We start from the raw sequence: 21,777 nt of genomic DNA, 5'->3' as shown, positions 1-21,777 counted from the left end.
CCCGCCAAATGCATGATACAGATCAATAAATACACATTTATCCGGCTTCAGGGAAATTACTTATACTAAAATAAATGCTTTATGCGTTAAAAAAGCGATCCCCATCCTTGTAAAACCTGATTTTATGCTTGGTACAATATCCCTGATTCTGATCCTCTTAATTCCGGTCATCTTCATCTGGCTGAGTCATCGCAGCAGCAAACGGTTTAAAAATTTCAACTGATTCTTCCGACAACATTAGCACAACTTGTCCCGCTTTGCGGAATCAGCAAATTAGCCGATCAGCTTTTCACCCAGGTCACTTTTTCCTGCACCGGTTTTCGCTTACCCGCAACAGATGGCACTTTCACATAACCCAGATAAAAGAAGCCCATTAACATATCATCGGGTCCTAAATTGAACAGCGGTTTTGCTTCCTCAATAAATGTAATGCCGCCTGTGCTCCAGTAACCTCCCAGCCCTTCATAAGCAGAGATCGTAAGATAAATATTTTGAACCGCACAGGCTACCGCCGCAATTTCTTCCATGGCCGGAACCTGCTCTGCATGCCGTTTGCAGCCAATGGCTATTACATGCGAACATTGTTGGGGGCCTACCAGCATCTGTTCATATTTATTTTGTTTGAACTTAGCACCGGCATATTTTTTATAGATATCCGCTTGTTGTTCGGCCAGTGTTTGTAAGCCGTTGCCCGTAAAAACCGTGAAGCGCCAGGGTTCGGTAAATTTATGATTGGGCGCCCAGTTTGCATTTTCAAGCGCCTGCCAGATGATCTCGTCCGGAATAACTTTTCCCGGTTCAAATTGTTGCGTAAACACACTCCTGCGTGTACGGATCAGTTCATTGATCATTTCGCTTTTCGTCATAGGCGGCAAAGGTAAGACACTTGTTCCTTAATTCTAGGCGGTATCGTTGCTTCGGATTCTGTCTTCTTCTTTACCTTTGAAAGATGCGTATAACTTTATTTTTAATTTGTTTCTTATCAGGAATTTCATTGTTTGCGGCGGATATCAAACGGCTCGACAGCCTGCTTAGCCGGCGCCATTTTTTTGAATTGCAACGTGCACTGGAAAGCGATATTAACCGTGATCTGCCCGCCTACCGGAAATTGTATTATCAGGCCTTTCTATATAATTTCTTCCATAACCTCACCAGATCGAACGAGGTGATCAATTTGCTGTTGGAGAAACACAAAAAACAATTGACGCCGGGCCGCATCGGCAGCCTTCTCATGAAGAAAATAGATAATCATGTGAAATTGTACCAGTACCGCGAGGCGCATCTCACCACCCAGCTTGTACTACGAAAATACCGGCAGGTATTATCAGCCGAGGAACGTGATGACGCCAGGAACTCCGATATCATCTGGAAGGGTTTGCAAAATGTTGCCCCGCAAACAACGACCATTACCGGCGAAACGCAGATAGCCTACCGCCGTGATCTGGCTGGCCTCATTAATGTGCCGGTAAATTTTGCGGACAGCACCTTTGATTTTGTATTTGATACCGGCGCCAACCTGTCGGTAATAACGGAATCCTATGCGCGCAAAACCAAACTGCGTTTATTAAACGTGCGGTTTAAAGTGAGGGCCATAACCGGATTACAGGTTCAGGCCAACCTGGGTATTGCTGATGAATTACGCATGGGAAATATCATTGTTCGAAATGCAGTATTCATGATCTTTCCTGACAGCGCCCTGTCTTTTGCCCGCGGAGCGTACACCATTAAAGGTATTATCGGTTTCCCTGTCATTGAACAATTGCAGGAGATCAGGATCAATAAGAACAAGGTGATCGTTCCTGCTGTTGCCGTTGACCGCAGGATCCGCAATTTTGGCGTGGATGAATTGCTGCCCGTGATCTCGGTAGCGTATAAAACCGATACCCTGGCATTTACCTTCGATACCGGCGCCCAGTTCACCTTTTTAAACGAACCCTTTTACCGGGATTATAAACGGCTGATCGATACGGCGGGCACTTCTTTCGATATGCAGATCGGCGGCGCGGGCGGCATCACGAAAACCAAAGCCTTCCGCTTGCCGCAGGTGCATATCAATGTGGCCGGGCAGCCGGCCGTATTAAAAGATGTCGCTGTGAAAACCGCCAGTTCTACACCGAAGGATAACCTGTACTATGGTAATCTGGGCCAGGACGTAATGAACCAATTCGCTGAAATGGTCATCAATTTCCGGTATATGTATGTTGACTTTATACCTGCAACGCCCTAGTCTCTGTCATCATGGTCATCCTGACCATGTCCATTGTTATTCCGTTTGAATAACTGGAAATCGGTCTTACCGAACTTGTACGTAAGGGTAACGCGGAAGCTGCGCACATTCCAGCGCCGGTATGCATCCTGGTAAAAGCTTTCCGTGTCGCTGATGATACCCCTTTTCCTGGAATTGAATAAGTCGTTTACGTTGAACGTAAATGTCGCTTTATTCTTAAGGAATTCTTTGCGTAAACCGAGATCAATACCATACATCTCCTTGCGTTTTCCCTGCGGAACCACTTCCGGTGATTCGTATTCACCCGTCGCCTGAAAGCTCCATTTGTTCCAAAAAGCCGATTTTGCCGCAACCCGGTAATTGATGATCAGTTTGGCTTCGATGTTAAAGCCTTCATTACTGAGATCGGTATTGTTAATGTTCGACACCACTTTTTTATACTGCATGTCTACCGTTGGGGTAATGTCGAGTTGTTGTCCCAGTTTTTGCTGTAAGGTCAGTTCAGCGCCCCACCGGTTCTGGTATTGGGCATTCACGAACGTGCTCAAAATGGCACTGGGATCAATGGCCGCATTGTTCAACCGCTCAAATTGTTCGGCCGATATGGTATCGCTGTAACGCGTAATATCGCCCTGGGTATTGCGGAAATAGATAACACCGAGGAAACTGCCGGTGAAATAGGTTTTATTATAATTGAACTCAAATGAATTGGTGAATTCGGGGCGCAGGGCTGGATTACCCTGGCGGATATTCAAGGGGTCATTGATATCAACGAATGGATTCATTTGCCAGAAATCGGGCCTGCGGATGCGGCGGCTGTAGTTCAGCTGGATCTCCTGCCCCTCGCCAATCGTTTTGCTCAGGTATAAACTCGGGAACAAGGCATCCCAAATGTTTTTAAGCTGTTGGGGAAACTGGTAACCAAATTTCTGGGCACTGTCAACCAGTTCCCCATCGAATTTTGAATATTCTGCGCGTAAACCTGCCTGGTAGCCGATCCCCTGCCATTTACCGGTGTATGTTGCATATGCTGCATGCACCATTTCCTGGTATTTGTAATGATTGCTGAGCGGTAGTTTAAATTCGGAACCGTTGTTCACTGAATAAGCATTGAAAATGCTGGTAAAATCGTTTATATAAGTGCGCAGACCAGTCTCCAGTTTGTTATTTTCTCCATTCGGATCCACATAGTCAACCTGAATGGTGAGTTGGTTATTGCGGCCTGCGCCTTCATTGCGAACCCGGCTGTCGGGCGAATAAATACTGCCATCGGGGTAAGCGTAGGTATTTAAGATATTTGTATTGTCGTCGTTGGTGCCGTGATTGTAATTGATATCAGCACTGATCGACTTGCCGCTTTCTACAAAATTATGTTTGAAGATCAGCTGCGTGCTGCTGCGTTCATTGTTCGAACGGTTGTCAGATGTTCTGAAGCCATAGTGGTCAGCCTGCCGGTGAATATCCAGGTATTCCTGGTTCTGGTCTTCGAAGTTGCCGAATTTCCCCCGGCCAATATTCTGCGTAATGGTAAATGTATTGCGGTTGTCCAGGAAGAAATCCATGCCAAAGCGCACTGAATAAAAGCGGCGCTCGCGGTCGGTATAGGCAACCTGATTGAAATAATCCTGCACAATACCATTGTCTTTATTCTGCCGATAGGTTTCCGATTTGGCTCGGCCGCCTGATTCATTGTAGTTTCCGTTTACAAAGAAATTGAATTTGCCCTGGCGTAAATTAAGTGCCAGGTTGCCGGTATAAATGCCCGGTGTACCGGCGCCAACAGAAGCAAGGCCGTTCAGTCCGAGTTTTTTATTTTTTTTGAGCACCACATTGATGATACCGCCGGTACTGGCAGCATCAAATTTGGCGGAGGGATTGGTGATCAGCTCTACCCTTTCAATATTGTCGGCCGGGATCTGGTCTAATGTAAGTATTGTCGGGCGGCCATCTACAAAGATCTGGGGCGAGTTGTTACGCAACAGCACGTTTCCGTCAACATCAACGGTCACGGAAGGAATATTGCGCATGACGTCAATACCGGTACCGCCTGCAGATGCCAGGTTCTTTTCTACGTCGAATGTTTTACGGTCAATACCCATTTGCAGCGCGGGTTTTTGCGCTACTACGGTAACTGATCCGAGGTATTGTGATTCTGCTGTTAATTTGATGTTGCCAAGATCTTTTTCAACCGTTTCATTGCCCTTGGCTGATTTGTCGAAAAAGATGATCATCTCCTGTTTAGCATATCCTATAGCAGTTGCAACCAGTTTGAACGTATCGGTAATGGAAAGATGGCTGATATCAAAGTCACCGTTGGGTTTAGTGAGCATGCCGCCGGCCAGGGTATTCGTGTTTTTTTCAAATAGTTGAACCGAAGCGGCATCAAGGCCTTTATTGTTTTTGGCATCCACTATTTTGCCGATCAATTTACCAGGGGCGGCATTGGCAGATTGGTTCCGGGGCGCTTTTTCTTCCTGGGCACATAAGGATATTGTTATAAAACTTGCTATAAACAGTACTAATACAGGTTTCATTACGCAGTTTGTGATTATTATTTACACCGGTATAAATGAATTTTAACCGGATGGGCTATTAGACGGTAAAAATGGCTGGCAGGTGTGCATACTGTTCAAATATTTAATTTTAATTTAATTCAGTTAAACATATCAGCTTTCCTTTGAATAAGCTTCAATTTTCACACCACGGAGAATCGATGGGCATGGGCAATGGTGAATGGTGAATGGTCAATGGTCAATGGTGAATGGGCAATGGGCAAATTCTTTTGCTTCGCCAATGTTCAATCGTCAATGGGCAATTGGCAATGGGCAATGGCCAAATTCTTTTGCTTCGCCAATATGCAATGGGCAAATCCTTTGCTCGGCCAGGCGGGAAACTTTAAACGGTGAATAATGAATTTATCAGCTCTTTCAGGTTTTCAACTTTCTTCAGACGTCCATTCCAGCTGAAGTTTATTGAGGCTTTTATACAAACCATCATCATGAGAGAGTAATTCCTGGTGGGTGCCGCTTTCAACCACATGGCCTTTATCGAGCACAACGATCTTATCGGCATTTCGAATGGTGGAAAGCCGGTGAGCGATCACAAAAGAAGTGCGGTTTTTCATGAGATTGTCGAGGGCTTCCTGCACCAGGGATTCCGAAGCGGAGTCCAGGGAACTGGTAGCTTCATCCAGTACCAGGATCACCGGGTCTTTTAAAATGGCCCGGGCAATGGCAATACGTTGCCTTTGTCCGCCCGATAATTTCACGCCCCGCTCCCCTACTACGGTATCATAGCCTTCCGAGAAGCCAACAATAAAATCATGTGCATTGGCTTTGCGGGCAGCCGCTTCTATTTCGGCTTGTGTTGCGCCGGGTTTGCCATAGGCAATATTTTCGCGGATGGTACCGCCAAATAACAGTACGTCCTGCGGCACCAAAGCCATTTGTTTACGCAATTGGGAAAGCGGAATGTCATCAGCCGGTCTGCCATCGAACAGCAGTTTACCTTCGTCTGGCTGGTAAAAGCGTAAGAGCAGGGCAGCAATGGTTGACTTGCCTGCCCCACTGGGGCCAACGATGGCAATTTGTTCACCCGGCGCAGCGGAGATACTAACGTCCTTTAAGATATGTACTTCTTTGCGGGAAGGATAACTGAAAGCTACATGTTCAAAACGTACTGCCCCATGCAGCTTGTTTATCTCAGCAACAGGTTCATCGGTTACCGCTACCGGTTCTGTATCATCGCGCAGGATCTCGCGAACGCGTTGGGTAGCGCCCAGTGTTTTTTGCAATTGGGTGTACAGATCGGCAAAACCTGCCATACTACCGCCGACAAAAGCGGTATAAACGACAAAAGCGGTTAGATCGCCAAAGGAAAGCGTACCTGCCTGTACCAGGGTGGTTCCATACCATACAACAAGTATGATGGTGCCAAAAATGCTCATCAAGATAAAAGAAACAAAAAATCCCCGGAAGCGGCCATTGCTGACCGCCAGTTTTACTACTTGCTGTAAACTCTTTGTATACCGGCCTATTTCATACCACTCATTAGTAAACGCTTTTACATTACCAATGCCCTGCAGCGTCTCCTGCACAATGGTATTGGAATCGGCCAGCTGATCCTGTGTATGACGTGACAGCTTGCGGATCTTTCTCCCAAAAACCACGCCCGCCACCACAATAACAGGTACAACCGATAACATAACCAACGTAAGGGAACGGGATAAATATAATATTAACCCCATTCCTATGACAAGCGTTAGCAGTCCACGCAAAATTTCTGCCAGCATTCCCGTGACAGCTTCCTGTATCTGTGACAGATCAGCGCTGATGCGGCTCGATAGCTCTCCCACCCTGCGTTGCGCAAAAAAATTCATTGACATCATGATCATTTTGCGGTACACATCTTTTCGCATATCCGCCAGCGCATATTCCCCAACATAGGAAAACAGGTATACGCGCATAAAGGAAAAGATCATCTGCATAATTAAAATACCCAACATCCATAATGCAATGGTGCCCGGTGCAACGGCTTCTTTACCCAGGCTGAGCGAGTGTGCACTATCAATAAGTCTTTTCAGGAAATAAGGAAAAGCCATGGTAGTGCCGCTGCTGAGGGCAATGAACAGCAATCCGGTTATAAATGTCCAGCGATATGGTTTCACGTAGCTGAAAATTAATAACGCTTCTCTCAAATTCTCTTTGGTCAATTTTGCTGTAGGCATATCCGGTTTACGAGCACCGTTATCCTGTCTGTTGCCACGTGCCATATAAAGAGGTAAACGTTTTAATGTTGATTAATTAATGTTGCAAAGAATGAATCAGGCTTCTAAATGCCTGGAACTTTCAGTAGGATCAGTTATTCTTTTTGCCGGCTCTCAAAGGCTTCTACGGGTAATAAGGTATTTTTTTTGATAGACGAACGGGCAGGATAAATATTGTATCCGGTAATTATATCTACAGGAAAATCAATAAATAATACAAGTTTATAAAAGCAGGCACGGTATTTATTAAGTAATAACAGATAGTTTAATTTTTCTATTTTTTTTAACCGCAGATTTTTTTGGCATGATTCTTAATACTTAATTGATAACCTAGCGATTTTTAAAACTACAGCCGATTGCTTAACCTGATATTGTAGCCTACCCGCTCCCACGTAGTTATTTAGTTAATTACATTTTTTACATATTAAAAACTCAAAGTTATGAAAAGAAGCTTTTTAGCGGCAGGCATTGGTCTTTGCATTTTTGCAGTTACAATGGTAGTATCTAACCAACCAGTAAGAGCAGAACTTTACAATGGAAATGTTATTGAACAGGATACTACTCCTAAGAAAAAAGATACAAGCAAGAAGAAACCAGATACAATGAATCTGAACCTGTCTTCACCTTCGACATCACAAAAGTAATTTATTACTTAAGGAAAACCGTCCCGGCTTAGCCAGGACGGTTTTCCTATTTATAATAACGGCCTTATCAAATTAAGTAAGCTCCATAATAAGCGGCGCCGATCAAACCGGTTTTATCATTCTTTATGATCCTGATCGGAACCTGCTCTAACAAATGTTGCATGCGATCGCAATCCATGTAATGTTCCATAAATTGTCTTTCTAACAACAAGGGTGCAATTTTAGGCGGAATACCACCGCCCAGAAATAAACCACCGGTTGCTTTCATCTTCAATACCAGGTTCGATGATTCACGGGCAAGGTATCTTACAAACAGGTCCATCGTCTCAACACAAATAGCCGCTTTTTGTTCAATTGCAGCGCCACTGATCACTGCTGAATCATTCTTTTCCTGTTCCAGCGCTTCTTTTAGCCAGCTTGGTTCTTCCCGCTTTTTTACATCGCGCAAAAAACGATAGATATCGACAATGGCCGGTCCAGCCACTACTTTTTCCCAGCTCACAACGCCATATTCGTTTTGCAGGAATTTCAATAAAGCAATATCCAGGTCTGTTCGGGGCGAAAAATCTGCGTGACCGCCTTCTGTGGGAAAAGGAAAATGGTTCACACCATTCCAGTATAGACCCGCCTGGCCCAAACCGGTTCCTGGGGCAATGATCGCCATATTGCCGGTGCTCTCGTCGTTACCAGGGTGTATGGTGATCAGGTCTTCTTCCGTTAATGCGGCCAAGCCATACGCCATTGACTCCAGGTCGTTCAGGAGGAACACTGCTTCAACGCCCATGGTGCGTTTCACCTCTTTAATATCAATATTCCAGTCAAGATTTGTAAGGTTCACTTTCCCATCCAGCACGGGGCCGGCAACACCCAGGCAGATCCTGTCGGGTTCCGGGCAATTATTATCCCCCAGGAACTGCTGCAGAATAGCCGTACAGGAACTGTATTCTGCAGATGGATATCTGCCCGTATATAAAACTTTCAATCCGGTTTCCGTTGCCACATAAAATGCCAGGTTGGTCTTAGTGCCACCAATATCGCCCGCCAGTACGGTAATGCCTTTTTCACCGAGTCCCGTACGCCGTTGGAGATGCAGATTTTTTATGATCATAATAAGGTGCTTGTTTTCTTGATTAATTCCTATCTGCTGCAATAATAAGTTATAAAATGAATGAACTTGTCAACTCCCAGACTTAAATCAAACATGGAACCAGAACCAGTTACTGCGGAAATAATCATCGGCCTGTATTGTTATGCTGGTGCGGTATGGGCTGCCCTGCCTGCCATCGCAAGGCAAAAGCGTGTGTTGAATTGTATAAAAATGCAAAAACGCTGACTGGCCGCAAAAACGAGGCAAGCTTCGGCCATAAGCAGTGGCCAATGATTTTCTGAAAAGAATGCAGGCGCTAAAGAGATGCCCTGGAAAACAGGTATGCCGGCGGCGCCTTTTAATGAAGTCACTGAGCGAATGCAGGGAATTATTTTTCAATTCATTCTATGATCCATTTGCAGTACAGTTTTAGTAAAGGGCTGTGTACGGGCAAGTCATTGCCATAGCGAAGCCGCAATGTAGTAATGTTGAATGCCTTTTTTACGAGTTATATCAAATAAAAAAGTTGTTAACGGCTGTAATAGAGCCAGGATCAATCTAATACATTCTTTTGCTTTGTTGTGAACCTTAGTGTGCCTGGCATTTTTACGATGGGCTTTCTACCTGCCTGGTTATCCACTGTTTAAGTCAAATTGTGTAAAAATTAATTTGGTTTTTTCCTTTTGACTACAATATTCCACTCCGCTCCGCTGTTTATATGAAAAGAATCGGCCATATTCCCTCTATTTATGGCCAAAGAAAAGTTCATCAGGCTGTTCATATAAGCCAGTGTTTTGCCCTCCGGTACATCGCCGAAGGTGTTCACAAATTCGATATCCTGGTCAAACACCGGGATACCATTCTTATTTATTTTCACCTCCAATTTATCTTTAGGTTCCACGTGTAACACCTTGAAAATCGAATCGTTAATGTTGGTCCATACATTGCCATACTGGATGTCCAGGATCGGTATATTACCCAGGATAGAATCCCCTTGCAAGACGGGTTTTTGATAGGGAATGGTGACCACAGAGGCCGGCAATTCTTTTCCAACCTGTTCAAATGAGATCACGCCGGCTGCCAGCCGCGCCCCCGTATAGGCATATACATCCCTGCCATGAAATGTGTAGGAAGCCTGAGAGTTCTTTCTTCTATTTAATTCCTCATCAATCTCACGTACTGATTCAATGCCAAGTGATTGAGCTATTAATGTTAATGTACCGTTGTCTGGTGTTACAAAGTAATGGCCGGTCTTTGTCTTCAAAACCACCGACTTCCGGCTGGTACCAACGCCCGGGTCTATCACGGAAACGAAAACAGTGCCCGCCGGCCAATATGGAGCCGTTTGCTCCAGCCGGTAGGCCCCCTCCCAAATATTATAGGCCGGGATCTCATGGGTGAGATCATACAATTTCAAAGCGGGGTCAACGCCGGCAGCCACCCCCTTCATGGCGCTGACGGCGCCATCTTTCAATCCAAAATCGGTTTGAAAAACCACAGCTCCTTTGCGGGGCTGGCAGGCGGTCAAAAGAGCTATTAAAAAAACGGATAATACGCTGATCTTTTTCATTTGATGGTTTTTTTATGGTCAGCTGCGCTGATCATTAGCTGTTGATCATCGCAAAATGGTTATTTTTCAAATTTATATGGATTTATTAAAAGCAATTCAAAAGGAACATTCCAAAGCCCAATGTGAGAAGATCGTGCGCTACGTGGGCGGTGACAAAACCCGCTTTGCTGAACTCATGCAATTATTCCTGAAAGGTGATTACCGGGTAACCCAGCGCGCAGGCTGGCCCTTAAGTATCTGTGTGGAGAAACACCCTGAATTGATCACGCCTTATTTCAAACAATTATTGCCATTGTTGAAAAAGCCTGACGTGCATATTGCAGTGGTGCGGAATACCGTGCGCTTGCTTCAATTTGTTGCCATTCCCAAAACCTACCATGGTGAGCTAATGAACACCTGTTTCGAATTTGTTGCCGATCCGCAAACAGCCCCGGCCGTAAAAGCCTCTGCCCTCACCATCCTCGAAAATTTGTCAGTATTATACCCCGATATCAAACCCGAGTTAAAACTGATCATTGAAGAGCGCTGGCCCTACGAAAGCGCCGCTTTTCATACCAGGGCCAGGAAGATCCTAAAAAGGATGATTTGAATCCCGGTTGTATCGGTCCATCAAAGGATTCGCTTACTATACACATTGATCGCCGAGCCTTCCGCTAAAAATACCGAAACCGGCACCTGGCTGTTCAATGCCGAAAAAGCCGGACCGTACAGTTTTGCAAAATCACATTCCACCGTATACTGTTCCACCGGATACACATCCCAGCTTGGATGTTCTACCTGGTATTCACCGGTGAGCTGTTCATTGATGCTGGTATAACCCCAGAAATGTTCGGTAATGAATTCTTCTTCGCTGCCAGGCTGCAGAGGGAATTTTTGCAAGCCCGTTCTCACTTCCAGTTTATTCCAATGACCACTGAATTTCCAGTGATAGCCAATGTGCAATCCCTGTTCCGTGGTATGGGAAAACGCTTTCATGGGCAGGGTCACATATCTTTCTCTGAATAGTGTATTCGCAATAAAGGTAATGGCCCGTTTCGGCACGATCTCCTTCACGAAAACAACGCCCCTTTTATAAACACCATTTTCTTTGTACCGCACATAAAAGCGCAGGTTCACTTCCGGAAATGAGGTATGAAATGGAACGCGCAGCTTCATAACGCAGGTATCATGGAACAGAAAGCCCACCAGGCTTACATAGGTCCTGTTATTCCAGCTATCCAATTCGGTTTTGGCGGGTAAAAACGGTTTCAACGCTTCGGGGTCAATCTCGTAATTCGCCATTATCAATCGAAGCCATTCGGCCGTCAGGAACTTCTTTTGTTTCATGGGCAACTCTTTCAGTGATCAAAATTATCATAAATTGCCGGTACCCTCAATGCCTGGATCTGAAAACGCAGCCCCTGTTTTGAAACAGGTTTTTTTGCAGGCACCCCCACATTTGCCGAAGCATTACGTCTACAATGAGAAGGCCGTAAAACGGTCAGCTCAGTTAACATTCCTCAAAAAATAAAACGGTGATAAAACGACTTGTTGTTTTTCTACTTGCCCTGATTTACCTGCCATCCCATGCCCAGCGAACAACGTATAATTTTAATAGCAACTGGAAATTTTTTGCCGGTGATGATTCAACAGCCAAAGAAACTGCTTTCAATGATGCCTCCTGGAAACCGGTGACCCTGCCCTGGGCATGGAATGAAGATGATGCCTTTAAAAAAGATATCCGGGACCTGCGCACGGGCATCACCTGGTATCGAAAACACTTTAAACTTCCTGCTGCAGCGAAGGATCAGAAAATATTCCTGGAGTTTGAAGGCATCCGGCAGGCCGGTGATTTTTATGTGAATGGAAAATATCTCGGTAATCATGAGAACGGCGTCACTGCTTTTGGGTTCGACATCAGCAGGCTCGTGAACACGGGCGATGTAGAGAATGTGCTGGCGGTGCGGATTGACAATAGCTGGGATTATCATGAGCGGGCCACCAACACCAAATTTCAGTGGGAAGACAGGAACTTTAATGCGAACTATGGCGGCATCACCAAAAACGTATACCTGCATGTGACCGGCAAACTGTATCAAACGCTTCCTTTGTTCGCCGCATTGGGCACTACCGGCGTATATGTATATGCCGATCGGTTTAACATCAAGGCGCATACTGCTACCATTCATGCCGAATCGCAGGTTAAAAATGAAGGCGATAAAGCGCAGACCTTCACATTCGAAGTAGCCATTACAGATATAGCAGGAAAGCCGGTAAAAACATTTGCCGGTGAAAAAACTACTATAGCCCCCGGTGCAACGGCTGTAGTAAAAGCCGCTTCCGTGGTAAGCGGGTTGCATTTCTGGAGCTGGGGCTATGGCTATTTATACAAGGTGCAAACCATTATAAAGGTGAATGGAAAACCGGTAGATCTTGTACAAACAAAAACCGGTTTCCGTAAAACGGAATTCAGGAATGGCATGATCTATTTGAACGATCGCGTGATCATGGTGCATGGTTATGCACAAAGAACCAGTAATGAATGGCCGGCCATTGGTCTAAGTGTTCCTGCCTGGTTAAGCGATTACAGCAATCACCTGATGGTGGAAAGCAATGGCAACCTGGTGCGCTGGATGCATATTACACCATGGAAACAGGATATCGAAAGCTGCGACCGGGTTGGACTGATGCAGGCCATGCCGGCTGGCGATGCGGAAAAAGACGTAACTGGCGTGCGGTGGGAGCAACGCAAAGCAGTGATGCGGGATGCCATCATTTACAATAAGAACAATCCCAGCATTATATTTTACGAGTGTGGCAATGAATCTATCAGTGAACCACATATGCAGGAGATGAAAGCCATCCGCGATCGGTATGATCCTTTTGGCGGGCGGGCCATCGGTTCCCGGGAAATGCTCGACAGCAAAATGGCGGAGTATGGCGGCGAAATGTTATACACCAATAAAAGTGCGCAGATCCCCCTGTGGGCCATGGAATATTCCCGGGATGAAGGCTCGCGTAAATACTGGGACGACTATAGCCCCCCCTTTCATAAAGATGGCGATGGGCCATTGCATAACGGACAAAATGCTTCTTCCTACAATCGTAACATGGAATCACATGCCATAGAAAATGTAAAACGCTGGTTTGAATTCTGGAATGAACGGCCTGGTACCGGAAAACGCGTGAGCGCAGGAGGTGTTAATATTGTATTCTCAGAAACGAATACGCATCATCGCGGCGCTGAAAATTACCGGCGCAGTGGTGAAGTGGATGCATTGCGGATCAAAAAACAGAATTTTTATGCGCACCAGGTAATGTGGGATGGCTGGGTGAACCCCGAGAACTATCGCATCCATATCATCGGCCACTGGAATTATGCGCCCGGCGTAAAGAAAGATATATACGTCATTTCTTCTGCCCATAGGGTGGAATTATCAATAAATGGAAGATCGGTTGGCACCGGAGAAAGATCGAATGGGTTTCTGTTCACTTTCAAAGCGGTGGAATGGCAAGCGGGCGCAATCGCTGCTGTTGGATTTGACGCTAAGGGAAAACGCGTTTGTGAAACGGCCATCACTACCAAAGGCAGGCCTGTTGCACTGCGCCTGAAAAATATAGAAAGACCTGTACCGTTTATTGCCAATGGCCATGATCTGTCATTGGTGGAGGTAGAAGTGATAGATGCCAACGGCGAACGTTGCCCTACTGCATTGGATCTGGTGAACTTTTCTTTGGAAGGACCGGCCGAATGGCGGGGTGGTATGGCCATGGGCCCTGATAATTATATACTGGCTAAAAGCCTGCCGGTGGAGAATGGGGTGAACCGGGTATTGATCCGTTCGACCAACAAAGCCGGTACCATCACCATCAAAGCCAGTGCCGATGGTTTAGGTTCCGCTGTCCTTACCTTAACATCCATTCCCTTTGCAGAAAAAGATGGCTTATCGAATCACCTGCCTGCAGCTGGTTTGCCCTGCCGCCTCGAAAGAGGCCCCACGCCCTCAACACCCTCATATACCAATATCCGTCCACCAATCTCCATTGTGAACGCTACTGCTGGCGCACATGCTGACAGCGCTTTCGCAAGTTATGATGATAATGAACTGAGCGATTGGGTGAACGATGGTAAATTATCTACTGCCTGGATAGAATACGAACTGGAACGGTCCGCCACAGTAAGTGAAATAACGCTTAAGTTGAATAACTTCCGCAGCCGCGCCTATCCATTGATCATTACGGTGGATGGTAAAGAAGTATTTTCCGGTTCTACCCGCCCCACGCTAGGTTATTATACTATACACTGCAAACCGCAGCAAGGTAAAAAAGTGCGCATTCAACTGGCTGCCCTGTCAAAGGACGAAGGCGGCAACCAGGTGGTAGAAGTTTCCGGTAAAAAGCTCGATGATGGTGTAGCGCGTGACGATTCCAAAGCCAAAGGAACACTGAGTATCATTGAAGCAGAAATATACGAAGCTGTGAAGTAATAAGTCAAACAGGTCAATGGGTCAAATCAGGGAGTCAAATGAGTCAGAACACTGACTCATTTGACTTTTGCTTACTCACTCCACAATGCAGCATCAGTTCCAGGTTGTAGGGCAAAACCTTCAGGCATTCCCTGTAACCTGAAACCTGTAACTCATAACTATATTCTCTAATTAAAAACATCAGGCTACATTGTAATTGCCATCACTTTATTATTCTTCCGGCTTTCTTCCGCCATAAAGCCCATGATATGGCTTTCTATGGATTCATCGATGGTAGAAGTCAGCAGCTTGGGATTTTGCTGTGCCACGGCCTGTACAAAGTCACGCGCCAGCAACCAGTCGCCCCCACCGTGACCGCTGTTCTTGTATTCATCAACATCCTCTGCTTTGGGCACCAGTTTGGTTTGCTTATCGGTTCTGAAATCAGTGATCACCAGTTCATTCATATCGCCCACCATATCGCCCATGGATCCCATGATGCGGGTGCGGCGGCCTGCATAGCTGGTAAAGGCTTCCATCGAAAAGCTGGCCGTTATGTTATCACCGAAACGAATATTGGTGATATAATGATCCGGCTGGTCATTGTCCATCCGGTACACACAACGGCCATAATCGGTGGTCTTCAATTTTTCCATAATCGCTTCGGCATGTTTCGATTTATCTTCCGGCAGGTCGAATACGCCCAGGCGAAGCCGTTTGTCGTGGTATACCCGGATGGCTGAATACGGACAGCTGCGTTCCACTTTACAACCATCGGTGCAGCGGGCCGTGCTGCCTTCGGGAGCGTTTTCTTTTCTGAACCATTTCAGATCGCCCATGGCCGAGATCTGTTTCGCAGGCTTATTAATGATCCATTTTATAATATCCAGATCGTGGCATGACTTGGCCAGGATGATGGGGGTTGTTTTTTTGGAATTATGCCAGTTGCCGCGCACATACGAATGGGCCATGTGCAGGTGTTCAATGGGCTCCAGGTGTTGAATGCTGATGATGTCGCCAATAGCGCCCTGTGACAGCAGTTCCCGCATTTTTACAAAGTAGGGCGCATACCGTAACACATGGCATACAGCTACTATGCGGCCGGTTTTTTTGGCAAGCGCCAGAATGTTCCGGCATTCTTTTTCGGTTGGGGCAATGGGTTTTTCCAGTAAGATATCATATCCCATTTCCAGTGCTTTCATGCAGGGCGCATAATGCAGCGCATCGGGCGTGGTGATGATAATGGCATCGGCGAACCTGGGCCGTTCAAAAACTTTTTCCCAGGTATCGAACCGGTTCTTATCGTCGATCTGGTGTTTAGCCGCATATCTTTCATTCCTGATCGAAATGGGTTCGGCTACGCCCACTATATCGAGCAGGTTGGGAAATTTGGCGGCAAAATTTCCATACACATTTCCGCGGCTGCCGGCGCCCAGGGTGATAGCGGTCACTGGCTTTTCAATGGGCTTATGCAATGGATTGGGCGGCAGTTCGTATTCGATCGTATCATTGGCAAGCCGGGCCATTGTATTTGAACCTAATACGGTGGCGCCTACACTCAGGCTGAGTTGTTTCAAAACACTTCTTCTGTTCATCGGTAATTTATGTGAGGGTAAAGCAATTGTTAACTGTAGCGGTCGTTACGCCATGGATAGGCTGTATTGGAATAACCTCTTTCTTCCCAGAAACCTAACACATTTTCTTTCAGGAATTCGATCCGGCAGATCCATTTGGAACCTTTCCAGGCATATAGTTGCGGAGTGATCATGCGAACCGGGCCGCCATGTTCTTCCGGCAACGGGTGGCCTTCCACGGTATGCACCAGTAATACATCCGGTTTTAGCGCTTCTTCCAGGGCAATATTGGTGGTGTAGTCATCGTACCCATAACAGAGGATGTGGGTAGCTGTTTCCTTGGGTTGAACCAGGGCCGCAAGATCCAGCAATCGCACGCCTTTCCAGTTCATATTCAATTTTGACCAGGTGGTCACACAATGAAAATCGGAAGTGTCTTCCGTTTGTGGTAATGCCATGAATTCATCCCAGTTCAGTTTGACGGGATGTTCCACTTCGCCATCGACGATCAATTGCCATTCTGCCAATGGGATCTGGGGTTGAATGCCCAGGTCGAGCACGGGCCACTTGCGGGTTTCCGTTTGTCCAACCGGGATCTCCGGCATTCCATGCCGGTTCAGTTTGCCGGTGCCCATGGGCCGTTCATCGGCAAGCGATGGCGTTTGTTTCATCTTTTCTTCGAACCGGTTCCTGAGCTTCATCCGGGCTTCCACGATCCGGTTCAATTTGTCTGATTGCTCCATGATTTGAAATTACCACATATGATCGGCTATAACAAAAAACAAAGTTTATACCGGATGCAACCGTTTGCGGGGAAAAAGCTGGTAACAAGTGGTTAACAGCCAGCAGGGCTTATATTGAAACTCCGCTGTTGATGGCTGCCATTCCATACCCTGCCAGCTATTCACCACCCGTTACCCGGTGTTACTGAACCAGGATCTTTACCGTTTCCAGGGGCTGTTCATTCAACCGGGCCGACAACCAATAAATTCCTTTACCGAGCTGACTGACAGGAATGACCACTGTGCGGCCTTTATTCACGGCTACTGTAGTTTGATAAACGGTCTTTCCCGCTGCATTCATCAGCGTTAAGCGAACAGGGCCATTGCCATTGATCGTTAACCGGATATTGTCGTGGGCCGGGTTATTCAAAACCAGCAATTGTGGGGCGGCTTCCTTTTTGATAATGGCCAGGTTAGAGATCGTTTGCTGATTTTTCTTATCCGTTGTTATTACCCGGTAATATGCGGTTGTCGTAATATCTTTATCATCTATCGTATAATGGTATCCTTCAGCTGCGGAACCCATGGGTTTAATGCGGCCGCTGATAGCTTCAAAATGGCTTCCATCTGTACTTCTTTCCAGGGTGTACCAGGCGGTATTTGTTTCCGGACCTGTTTCCCATTCCAGCCTGTTGCCCTGGTGGCCCTGGGTGCCTGTCAGGATAAAGCCACAATGTTTATCGGGTTTCGACAGATAATCAACCGAAGCGCAGATCAGGTTCTTACGCACGGCATCATTAACAATGGCTTCTACGGGAAAACCAAAATACAAGAGGCGAAACCGGCCTTTATAGCCTATACCTGCACCGGTATTGCCAGCGCTTGCATAATTCAGCACCAATTCTGATCCGCCGCTGCTGTCGATCACATCGGGAAAATCTACATTGTAGGATCCGTTAACTCCATTGCCCAATACGCCGCTGCCTCCTGTAAAAAAGCCGGTACTGCCATTAAAGTTATAAGTACCAGCACCGTCGCTAACGTATACTGCTTTCAGATAGTCTTTATAAAAAGCAGAATCGGCATTGGGCGATCCGGAGCGGCCGAGGTCCCACCCTATTTCCGAGCCGGAGATCAACAGCCGTCCCCCTTTGTCGAGGTATTTTTTGATCACTGTTTTTTCCATTGAATCTAGTGATCTGTTAGCGGAGCTTTCTTCACCCACAAACCAGTCCACCGCAAAATATTTCGACAGGGCCAGTTTACCGGAAGCGATCACTTCGTTCTGCACCCCGTCAAAAGCCACATCGCAAGCGGCCAGTCCACTCCCATGTTCTACCATATAACTGTAATTGTTCATGCTGCCCAGCACCATCCGGCGTACATTGCCCAGGGCGCTGCTTTCGAATTTCAACAGCATGGCCGAGGCATCGAGCCGGTCGAACCCATCTACCAGCAGCCAGGTAACCGGTTTATGTTTAACGGGCACCGCATGGCGGGGTGTATGGGCAGCCACTACACCGGAAGCAAAGGATTCGCCGCCGGCATTCAGGGCGGTTATTTTGAAGAAATAGGTTTTATTGGGTCTTCCCCTGAAAATATAAGTAGTGTCAATAACGTCAGTAGCGTCAGCGAATCCGCGCCCGTTCTCGCTTACATATACGCGGTAAGCGGTGGCCGGGTCGCCGTAGATCCCGCCGGCTACGGGGGCCGACCAGCTTACATGGATCTTGTAATGGCCGATGTTTCGGGCGGCCACATGTGTGGGCTCTTCCGGCAGCACGGTGCGTTTGACGCTATCGCGGTAAGTATAGAATTTCAGTATACCCTTGTACATGGCCCTGGCCGCCAGGCGCCGGAACTCAGGTTCGCGCATCGCTGCCGCATCACCGCTATGGTCATGAAATCCTAATTCAATGAGGGTGCCGGGTATCGTACGTAATTCTCTTAACTCGCCAAAATTGGCCGTTTTCACGCCGCGGTCGGCCCAGGTACTTCGCCAGCCCGCCCTGATATCGGCAATCAATTGTTTATGGATGCTGTCGCGCAGCTGGGTGCTGCCCGGTGTGATAGTAGGTTGCGAACTGCCAAGACCGTTATAGCGGTAGCTTTCGGTTCCTGTACCACCGCCGGCATTGGTATGAAAAGAAACAAAGACCGCATTGTTTATTTCGGTGGGTAAACCTTTGCTTAATTCCCATTCGGTATAAATGGGCCGAACCGTAACATCTTCGCGGCAGGGTGGATGGCCCTGGAAGCGGGCGTACTGGCGGGCCGATTCTTCAAAACGCGGTCTGCCACTGGCTGCACCGCCATTTAAGCAATCAGGCGTTTGGCCAATACCACCGCCCAGGCGGATGGCATCTGCAACAATGGCCTGGGTGCTGTCGGCCGACTGATTAGAAATGGTAACGTTGTAATTGCCGCCGGCAAAAAAATAAAATTGTCCCAGGTATACCCAGGTATCACCATGGACCTCCTGGTTGATGGTAAATTTTGTGGTGCCGCCTGCGTGGGTAACGGCATATTTTACATCGGTGGCCCGGTTGAGCCCGCTGATATAACGTACCGACACCCAGTACAAGCCGCTGGTGGTGACTGTGGGTTTAAAGATCGCGGTAGCGGTGCCTGCAGCGCTCGCTGCATGGGTACGGTAAGTGCCGCCATAACCGGCAATGGTGCCGGTTGACCAGGCGCCGGTCTCTGTATAGGCCGGCGCGCCGTCGTCGTTATTGACAATGATCTCCGCTGTGTTCATATCGCGTTCGCGTACGCTCCATACATTGGCGCCGGCATTCGTCAGATAGTTCAATAAATAATAATCCACTGTTTCTGCCGTAGTGAAATCTTCCACCAGTTGATTTGAAGTTCCCCGCTGGGTCAGAAAGCCAAAGCCTGTGCCTGTATTCTGCCAGCCATGGCCCGGACTTAACCAGACGGTTTTGCCGCTTAATGCGCCTGCAGCAGCCGGTTGGCCGCTGCCTGGAAATACACGGGCCAAGGCTGCGCCGGGAATACCCGGTTTATCAGGATAGGGATCATTGTTCCTGACCGCTTCATATTTTTCAATGGGCGGCGACAGCACAAAATAATCCAGTGTTTTCCATTCGCCCGAAACCCGGTCTTTTGCCAGCAGCAAGAGGTTTCGGCTGTCGGTATCGGTGATCAGGTGTAATAACAATTCCGTCAGTAGTTCCGATTCGGTTTCGGTAATGGCGCCTGGTACAAAGGACTGGCCGGTGTTGAAATAAACCTGCAGCTCGTCGTTGACCTTAACGATACTGTCGGCCCGTAAATGAACGGATGGATCCTGCGCGATCAATTGGTTTACATGATGCACGAGGCTGGTATCGTTCTGGGCCAGGGTAAGGGTGGTGGAAAAGACAAGACATAAAAGGACAGGTAATAATTTTCTCATTGGTAGCTTGGTATTTGGTGTAGAATAAACCTACTGAAAAATTAATTGCTGCTTCAAAAATCTATAGTGCATAAAAACGCATAGGATAATGTGATAATGTGATAATTTGATAATGTGATGATGTGATAATGAAAGGCACAAAGGCATAAAGGCAAAGAACTGAAAGGTCGTAAAGCAATGGGCAATCGGCAGGCATTGAGTATTCGCCATTCACCATTGACCATTCACCATTGACCCTGCAACCGGCAGCCGGCAACGGAAACCGGTAACTGGTAACTGGTAACCGGAAACCGGTAATAGGATAATGTGATAATGTGATAATATGATAATGTGATAATGAAAGGCACAAAGGCAAAAAGGCATAAAGGCAAAGAACTGAAAGGTCGTAAAGCAATGGGCAATCGGCAGGCATTGAGCATTCGCCATTCACCATTGACCATTCACCATTGACCCTGCAACCGGCAGCCGGTAACTGGCAACCGGCAATGGAAACCGGCAACCGGTAACTGGTAACCGGAAACTGGTAACCGGTAACTGGCAACCGGTAACCGGTAACTGGCAACCGGTAACCATCCCGCAAAGCCGAATAAAAAATGTAGAAATTACATTATGGAAAATTGAGCGCGCTGCATCTAAGTACAAACTACTGTTGTATGAACTCACTCGCCCTGCCCGTTGTTCATCCAGCATTTCAAAAATTGAAACGCGCTGGTCGCTTTTTGCATTTCGCTGCCGGTGGACTGATCCTGGTGCATGCGCTGTCGCATCTCAATCAACCGCATAGCAGTCCCATATACCTCGGTTGTTTGCTGTTTATGGCAGTTGACATTTTCATTCTGGCTATAGCAGGAAAAAATATTACAGCCGATCTGCCGCTGGTAAACCTCTTCTTCCGGCTGGTCGAGATCATCTTTTTCCTGGGTATTGGTTTTACTTCCTGGTTGTTCGGGGAGTGGTTGATCGGGGCCGGACATATTTTCATGTGCCTGGCCTATGCGTATCTTTTCTGGTGCGAAAAGAAGATGCTGAACACTGAATATGTGGCGCTGCATCATACGGGCATTACCATTCCTGCGCTGCCCGAAAGCAGGTTCTTCATCTGGTCGAACATCGATCGCATTGAGGCTCAATACGATTCCATCACCATTGCAGCTTCGGGCGACAAATCATATCACTTTGATCTCCGCCAAAATCTTCAATTCGAAGAACTCGATCAAATTCACGAATTTTGCAGACATTATTTGAAGCAGGCTTAAGGTGGAAGGTTAGAGGCTTACTGGAGATTCCCAATTGGGTTTTGCCTTAGGCTTTAAGCCTTAAGCCTT

Annotated in this window: 14 protein-coding genes; 5 read left to right on the top strand and 9 right to left on the bottom strand. The window is 47.0% G+C overall.

What is annotated here, in order from left to right:
* Window positions 1-281: 281 nt before the first annotated feature.
* Entirely contained in the window at window positions 282-866 is a 585-nt protein-coding gene (locus tag JT717_RS15555; protein WP_205511416.1) for a nitroreductase family protein, read from the bottom strand.
* An 83-nt stretch (window positions 867-949) separates the two neighbouring features.
* On the opposite strand from JT717_RS15555, the gene JT717_RS15550 reads away from it, so the two are divergent.
* On the top strand, window positions 950-2,227 hold the full coding sequence (locus JT717_RS15550; protein ID WP_205511415.1) for a pepsin/retropepsin-like aspartic protease family protein: 1,278 nt from the start codon (window positions 950-952) through the stop codon (window positions 2,225-2,227).
* Here JT717_RS15550 and JT717_RS15545 read toward each other — a convergent pair.
* Both JT717_RS15545 and JT717_RS15540 read right to left on the bottom strand, forming a co-directional pair.
* Window positions 2,224-4,761 (bottom strand): TonB-dependent receptor, encoded by a 2,538-nt coding sequence (locus JT717_RS15545; protein WP_205511414.1) that lies wholly within the window; start codon window positions 4,759-4,761, stop codon window positions 2,224-2,226. The genes JT717_RS15550 and JT717_RS15545 overlap by 4 nt on opposite strands.
* 401 nt (window positions 4,762-5,162) lie before the next feature.
* Entirely contained in the window at window positions 5,163-6,998 is a 1,836-nt protein-coding gene (locus tag JT717_RS15540; RefSeq protein ID WP_205511413.1) for an ABC transporter ATP-binding protein, read from the bottom strand.
* Between the two features lie 434 nt (window positions 6,999-7,432).
* Between JT717_RS15540 and JT717_RS15535 the strand changes: the two genes are divergently transcribed.
* Entirely contained in the window at window positions 7,433-7,636 is a 204-nt protein-coding gene (locus tag JT717_RS15535) for a hypothetical protein (RefSeq protein WP_205511412.1), read from the top strand.
* A gap of 67 nt (window positions 7,637-7,703) precedes the next feature.
* Here JT717_RS15535 and glk read toward each other — a convergent pair whose 3' ends face one another.
* Window positions 7,704-8,744 carry a glucokinase gene (gene glk, locus JT717_RS15530; RefSeq protein ID WP_205511411.1) on the bottom strand — a complete coding sequence of 347 codons (1,041 nt, stop codon included), beginning with the start codon at window positions 8,742-8,744 and terminating at the stop codon, window positions 7,704-7,706.
* A 643-nt stretch (window positions 8,745-9,387) separates the two neighbouring features.
* On the bottom strand, window positions 9,388-10,293 hold the full coding sequence (locus tag JT717_RS15525) for an SAM hydrolase/SAM-dependent halogenase family protein (RefSeq protein WP_205511410.1): 906 nt from the start codon (window positions 10,291-10,293) through the stop codon (window positions 9,388-9,390).
* 76 nt (window positions 10,294-10,369) lie between these two features.
* On the opposite strand from JT717_RS15525, the gene JT717_RS15520 reads away from it, so the two are divergent.
* On the top strand, window positions 10,370-10,882 hold the full coding sequence (locus tag JT717_RS15520) for a HEAT-like fold family protein (RefSeq protein WP_205511409.1): 513 nt from the start codon (window positions 10,370-10,372) through the stop codon (window positions 10,880-10,882).
* 20 nt (window positions 10,883-10,902) lie between these two features.
* Here JT717_RS15520 and JT717_RS15515 read toward each other — a convergent pair whose 3' ends face one another.
* Window positions 10,903-11,619, bottom strand: a complete 717-nt coding sequence (locus JT717_RS15515) for a YqjF family protein (RefSeq protein ID WP_205511408.1) — start codon at window positions 11,617-11,619, stop codon at window positions 10,903-10,905.
* A gap of 188 nt (window positions 11,620-11,807) precedes the next feature.
* Here JT717_RS15515 and JT717_RS15510 point away from each other — a divergent pair, with 188 nt between their 5' ends.
* Window positions 11,808-14,759, top strand: a complete 2,952-nt coding sequence (locus tag JT717_RS15510) for a glycoside hydrolase family 2 protein (protein ID WP_205511407.1) — start codon at window positions 11,808-11,810, stop codon at window positions 14,757-14,759.
* A gap of 185 nt (window positions 14,760-14,944) precedes the next feature.
* Here JT717_RS15510 and JT717_RS15505 read toward each other — a convergent pair whose 3' ends face one another.
* The 3 genes from JT717_RS15505 to JT717_RS15495 form a co-directional block, all read right to left on the bottom strand.
* Window positions 14,945-16,333 carry a Gfo/Idh/MocA family protein gene (locus JT717_RS15505; protein WP_205511406.1) on the bottom strand — a complete coding sequence of 463 codons (1,389 nt, stop codon included), beginning with the start codon at window positions 16,331-16,333 and terminating at the stop codon, window positions 14,945-14,947.
* 29 nt (window positions 16,334-16,362) lie between these two features.
* Window positions 16,363-17,055, bottom strand: coding sequence for a molybdopterin-dependent oxidoreductase (locus tag JT717_RS15500; protein WP_205511405.1), 693 nt, complete (start codon window positions 17,053-17,055; stop codon window positions 16,363-16,365).
* Window positions 17,056-17,236: 181 nt separating this feature from the next.
* Window positions 17,237-20,452, bottom strand: a complete 3,216-nt coding sequence (locus tag JT717_RS15495) for a golvesin C-terminal-like domain-containing protein (protein WP_205511404.1) — start codon at window positions 20,450-20,452, stop codon at window positions 17,237-17,239.
* Between the two features lie 653 nt (window positions 20,453-21,105).
* On the opposite strand from JT717_RS15495, the gene JT717_RS15490 reads away from it, so the two are divergent.
* Window positions 21,106-21,708 (top strand): hypothetical protein, encoded by a 603-nt coding sequence (locus tag JT717_RS15490; protein WP_205511403.1) that lies wholly within the window; start codon window positions 21,106-21,108, stop codon window positions 21,706-21,708.
* Window positions 21,709-21,777 lie beyond the last annotated feature (69 nt).

The sequence above is a fragment of the Longitalea arenae genome (assembly GCF_016924755.1).
GTDB lineage: Bacteria > Bacteroidota > Bacteroidia > Chitinophagales > Chitinophagaceae > Niastella > Niastella arenae.
This window is presented reverse-complemented; position numbering and strand designations above follow the sequence as displayed.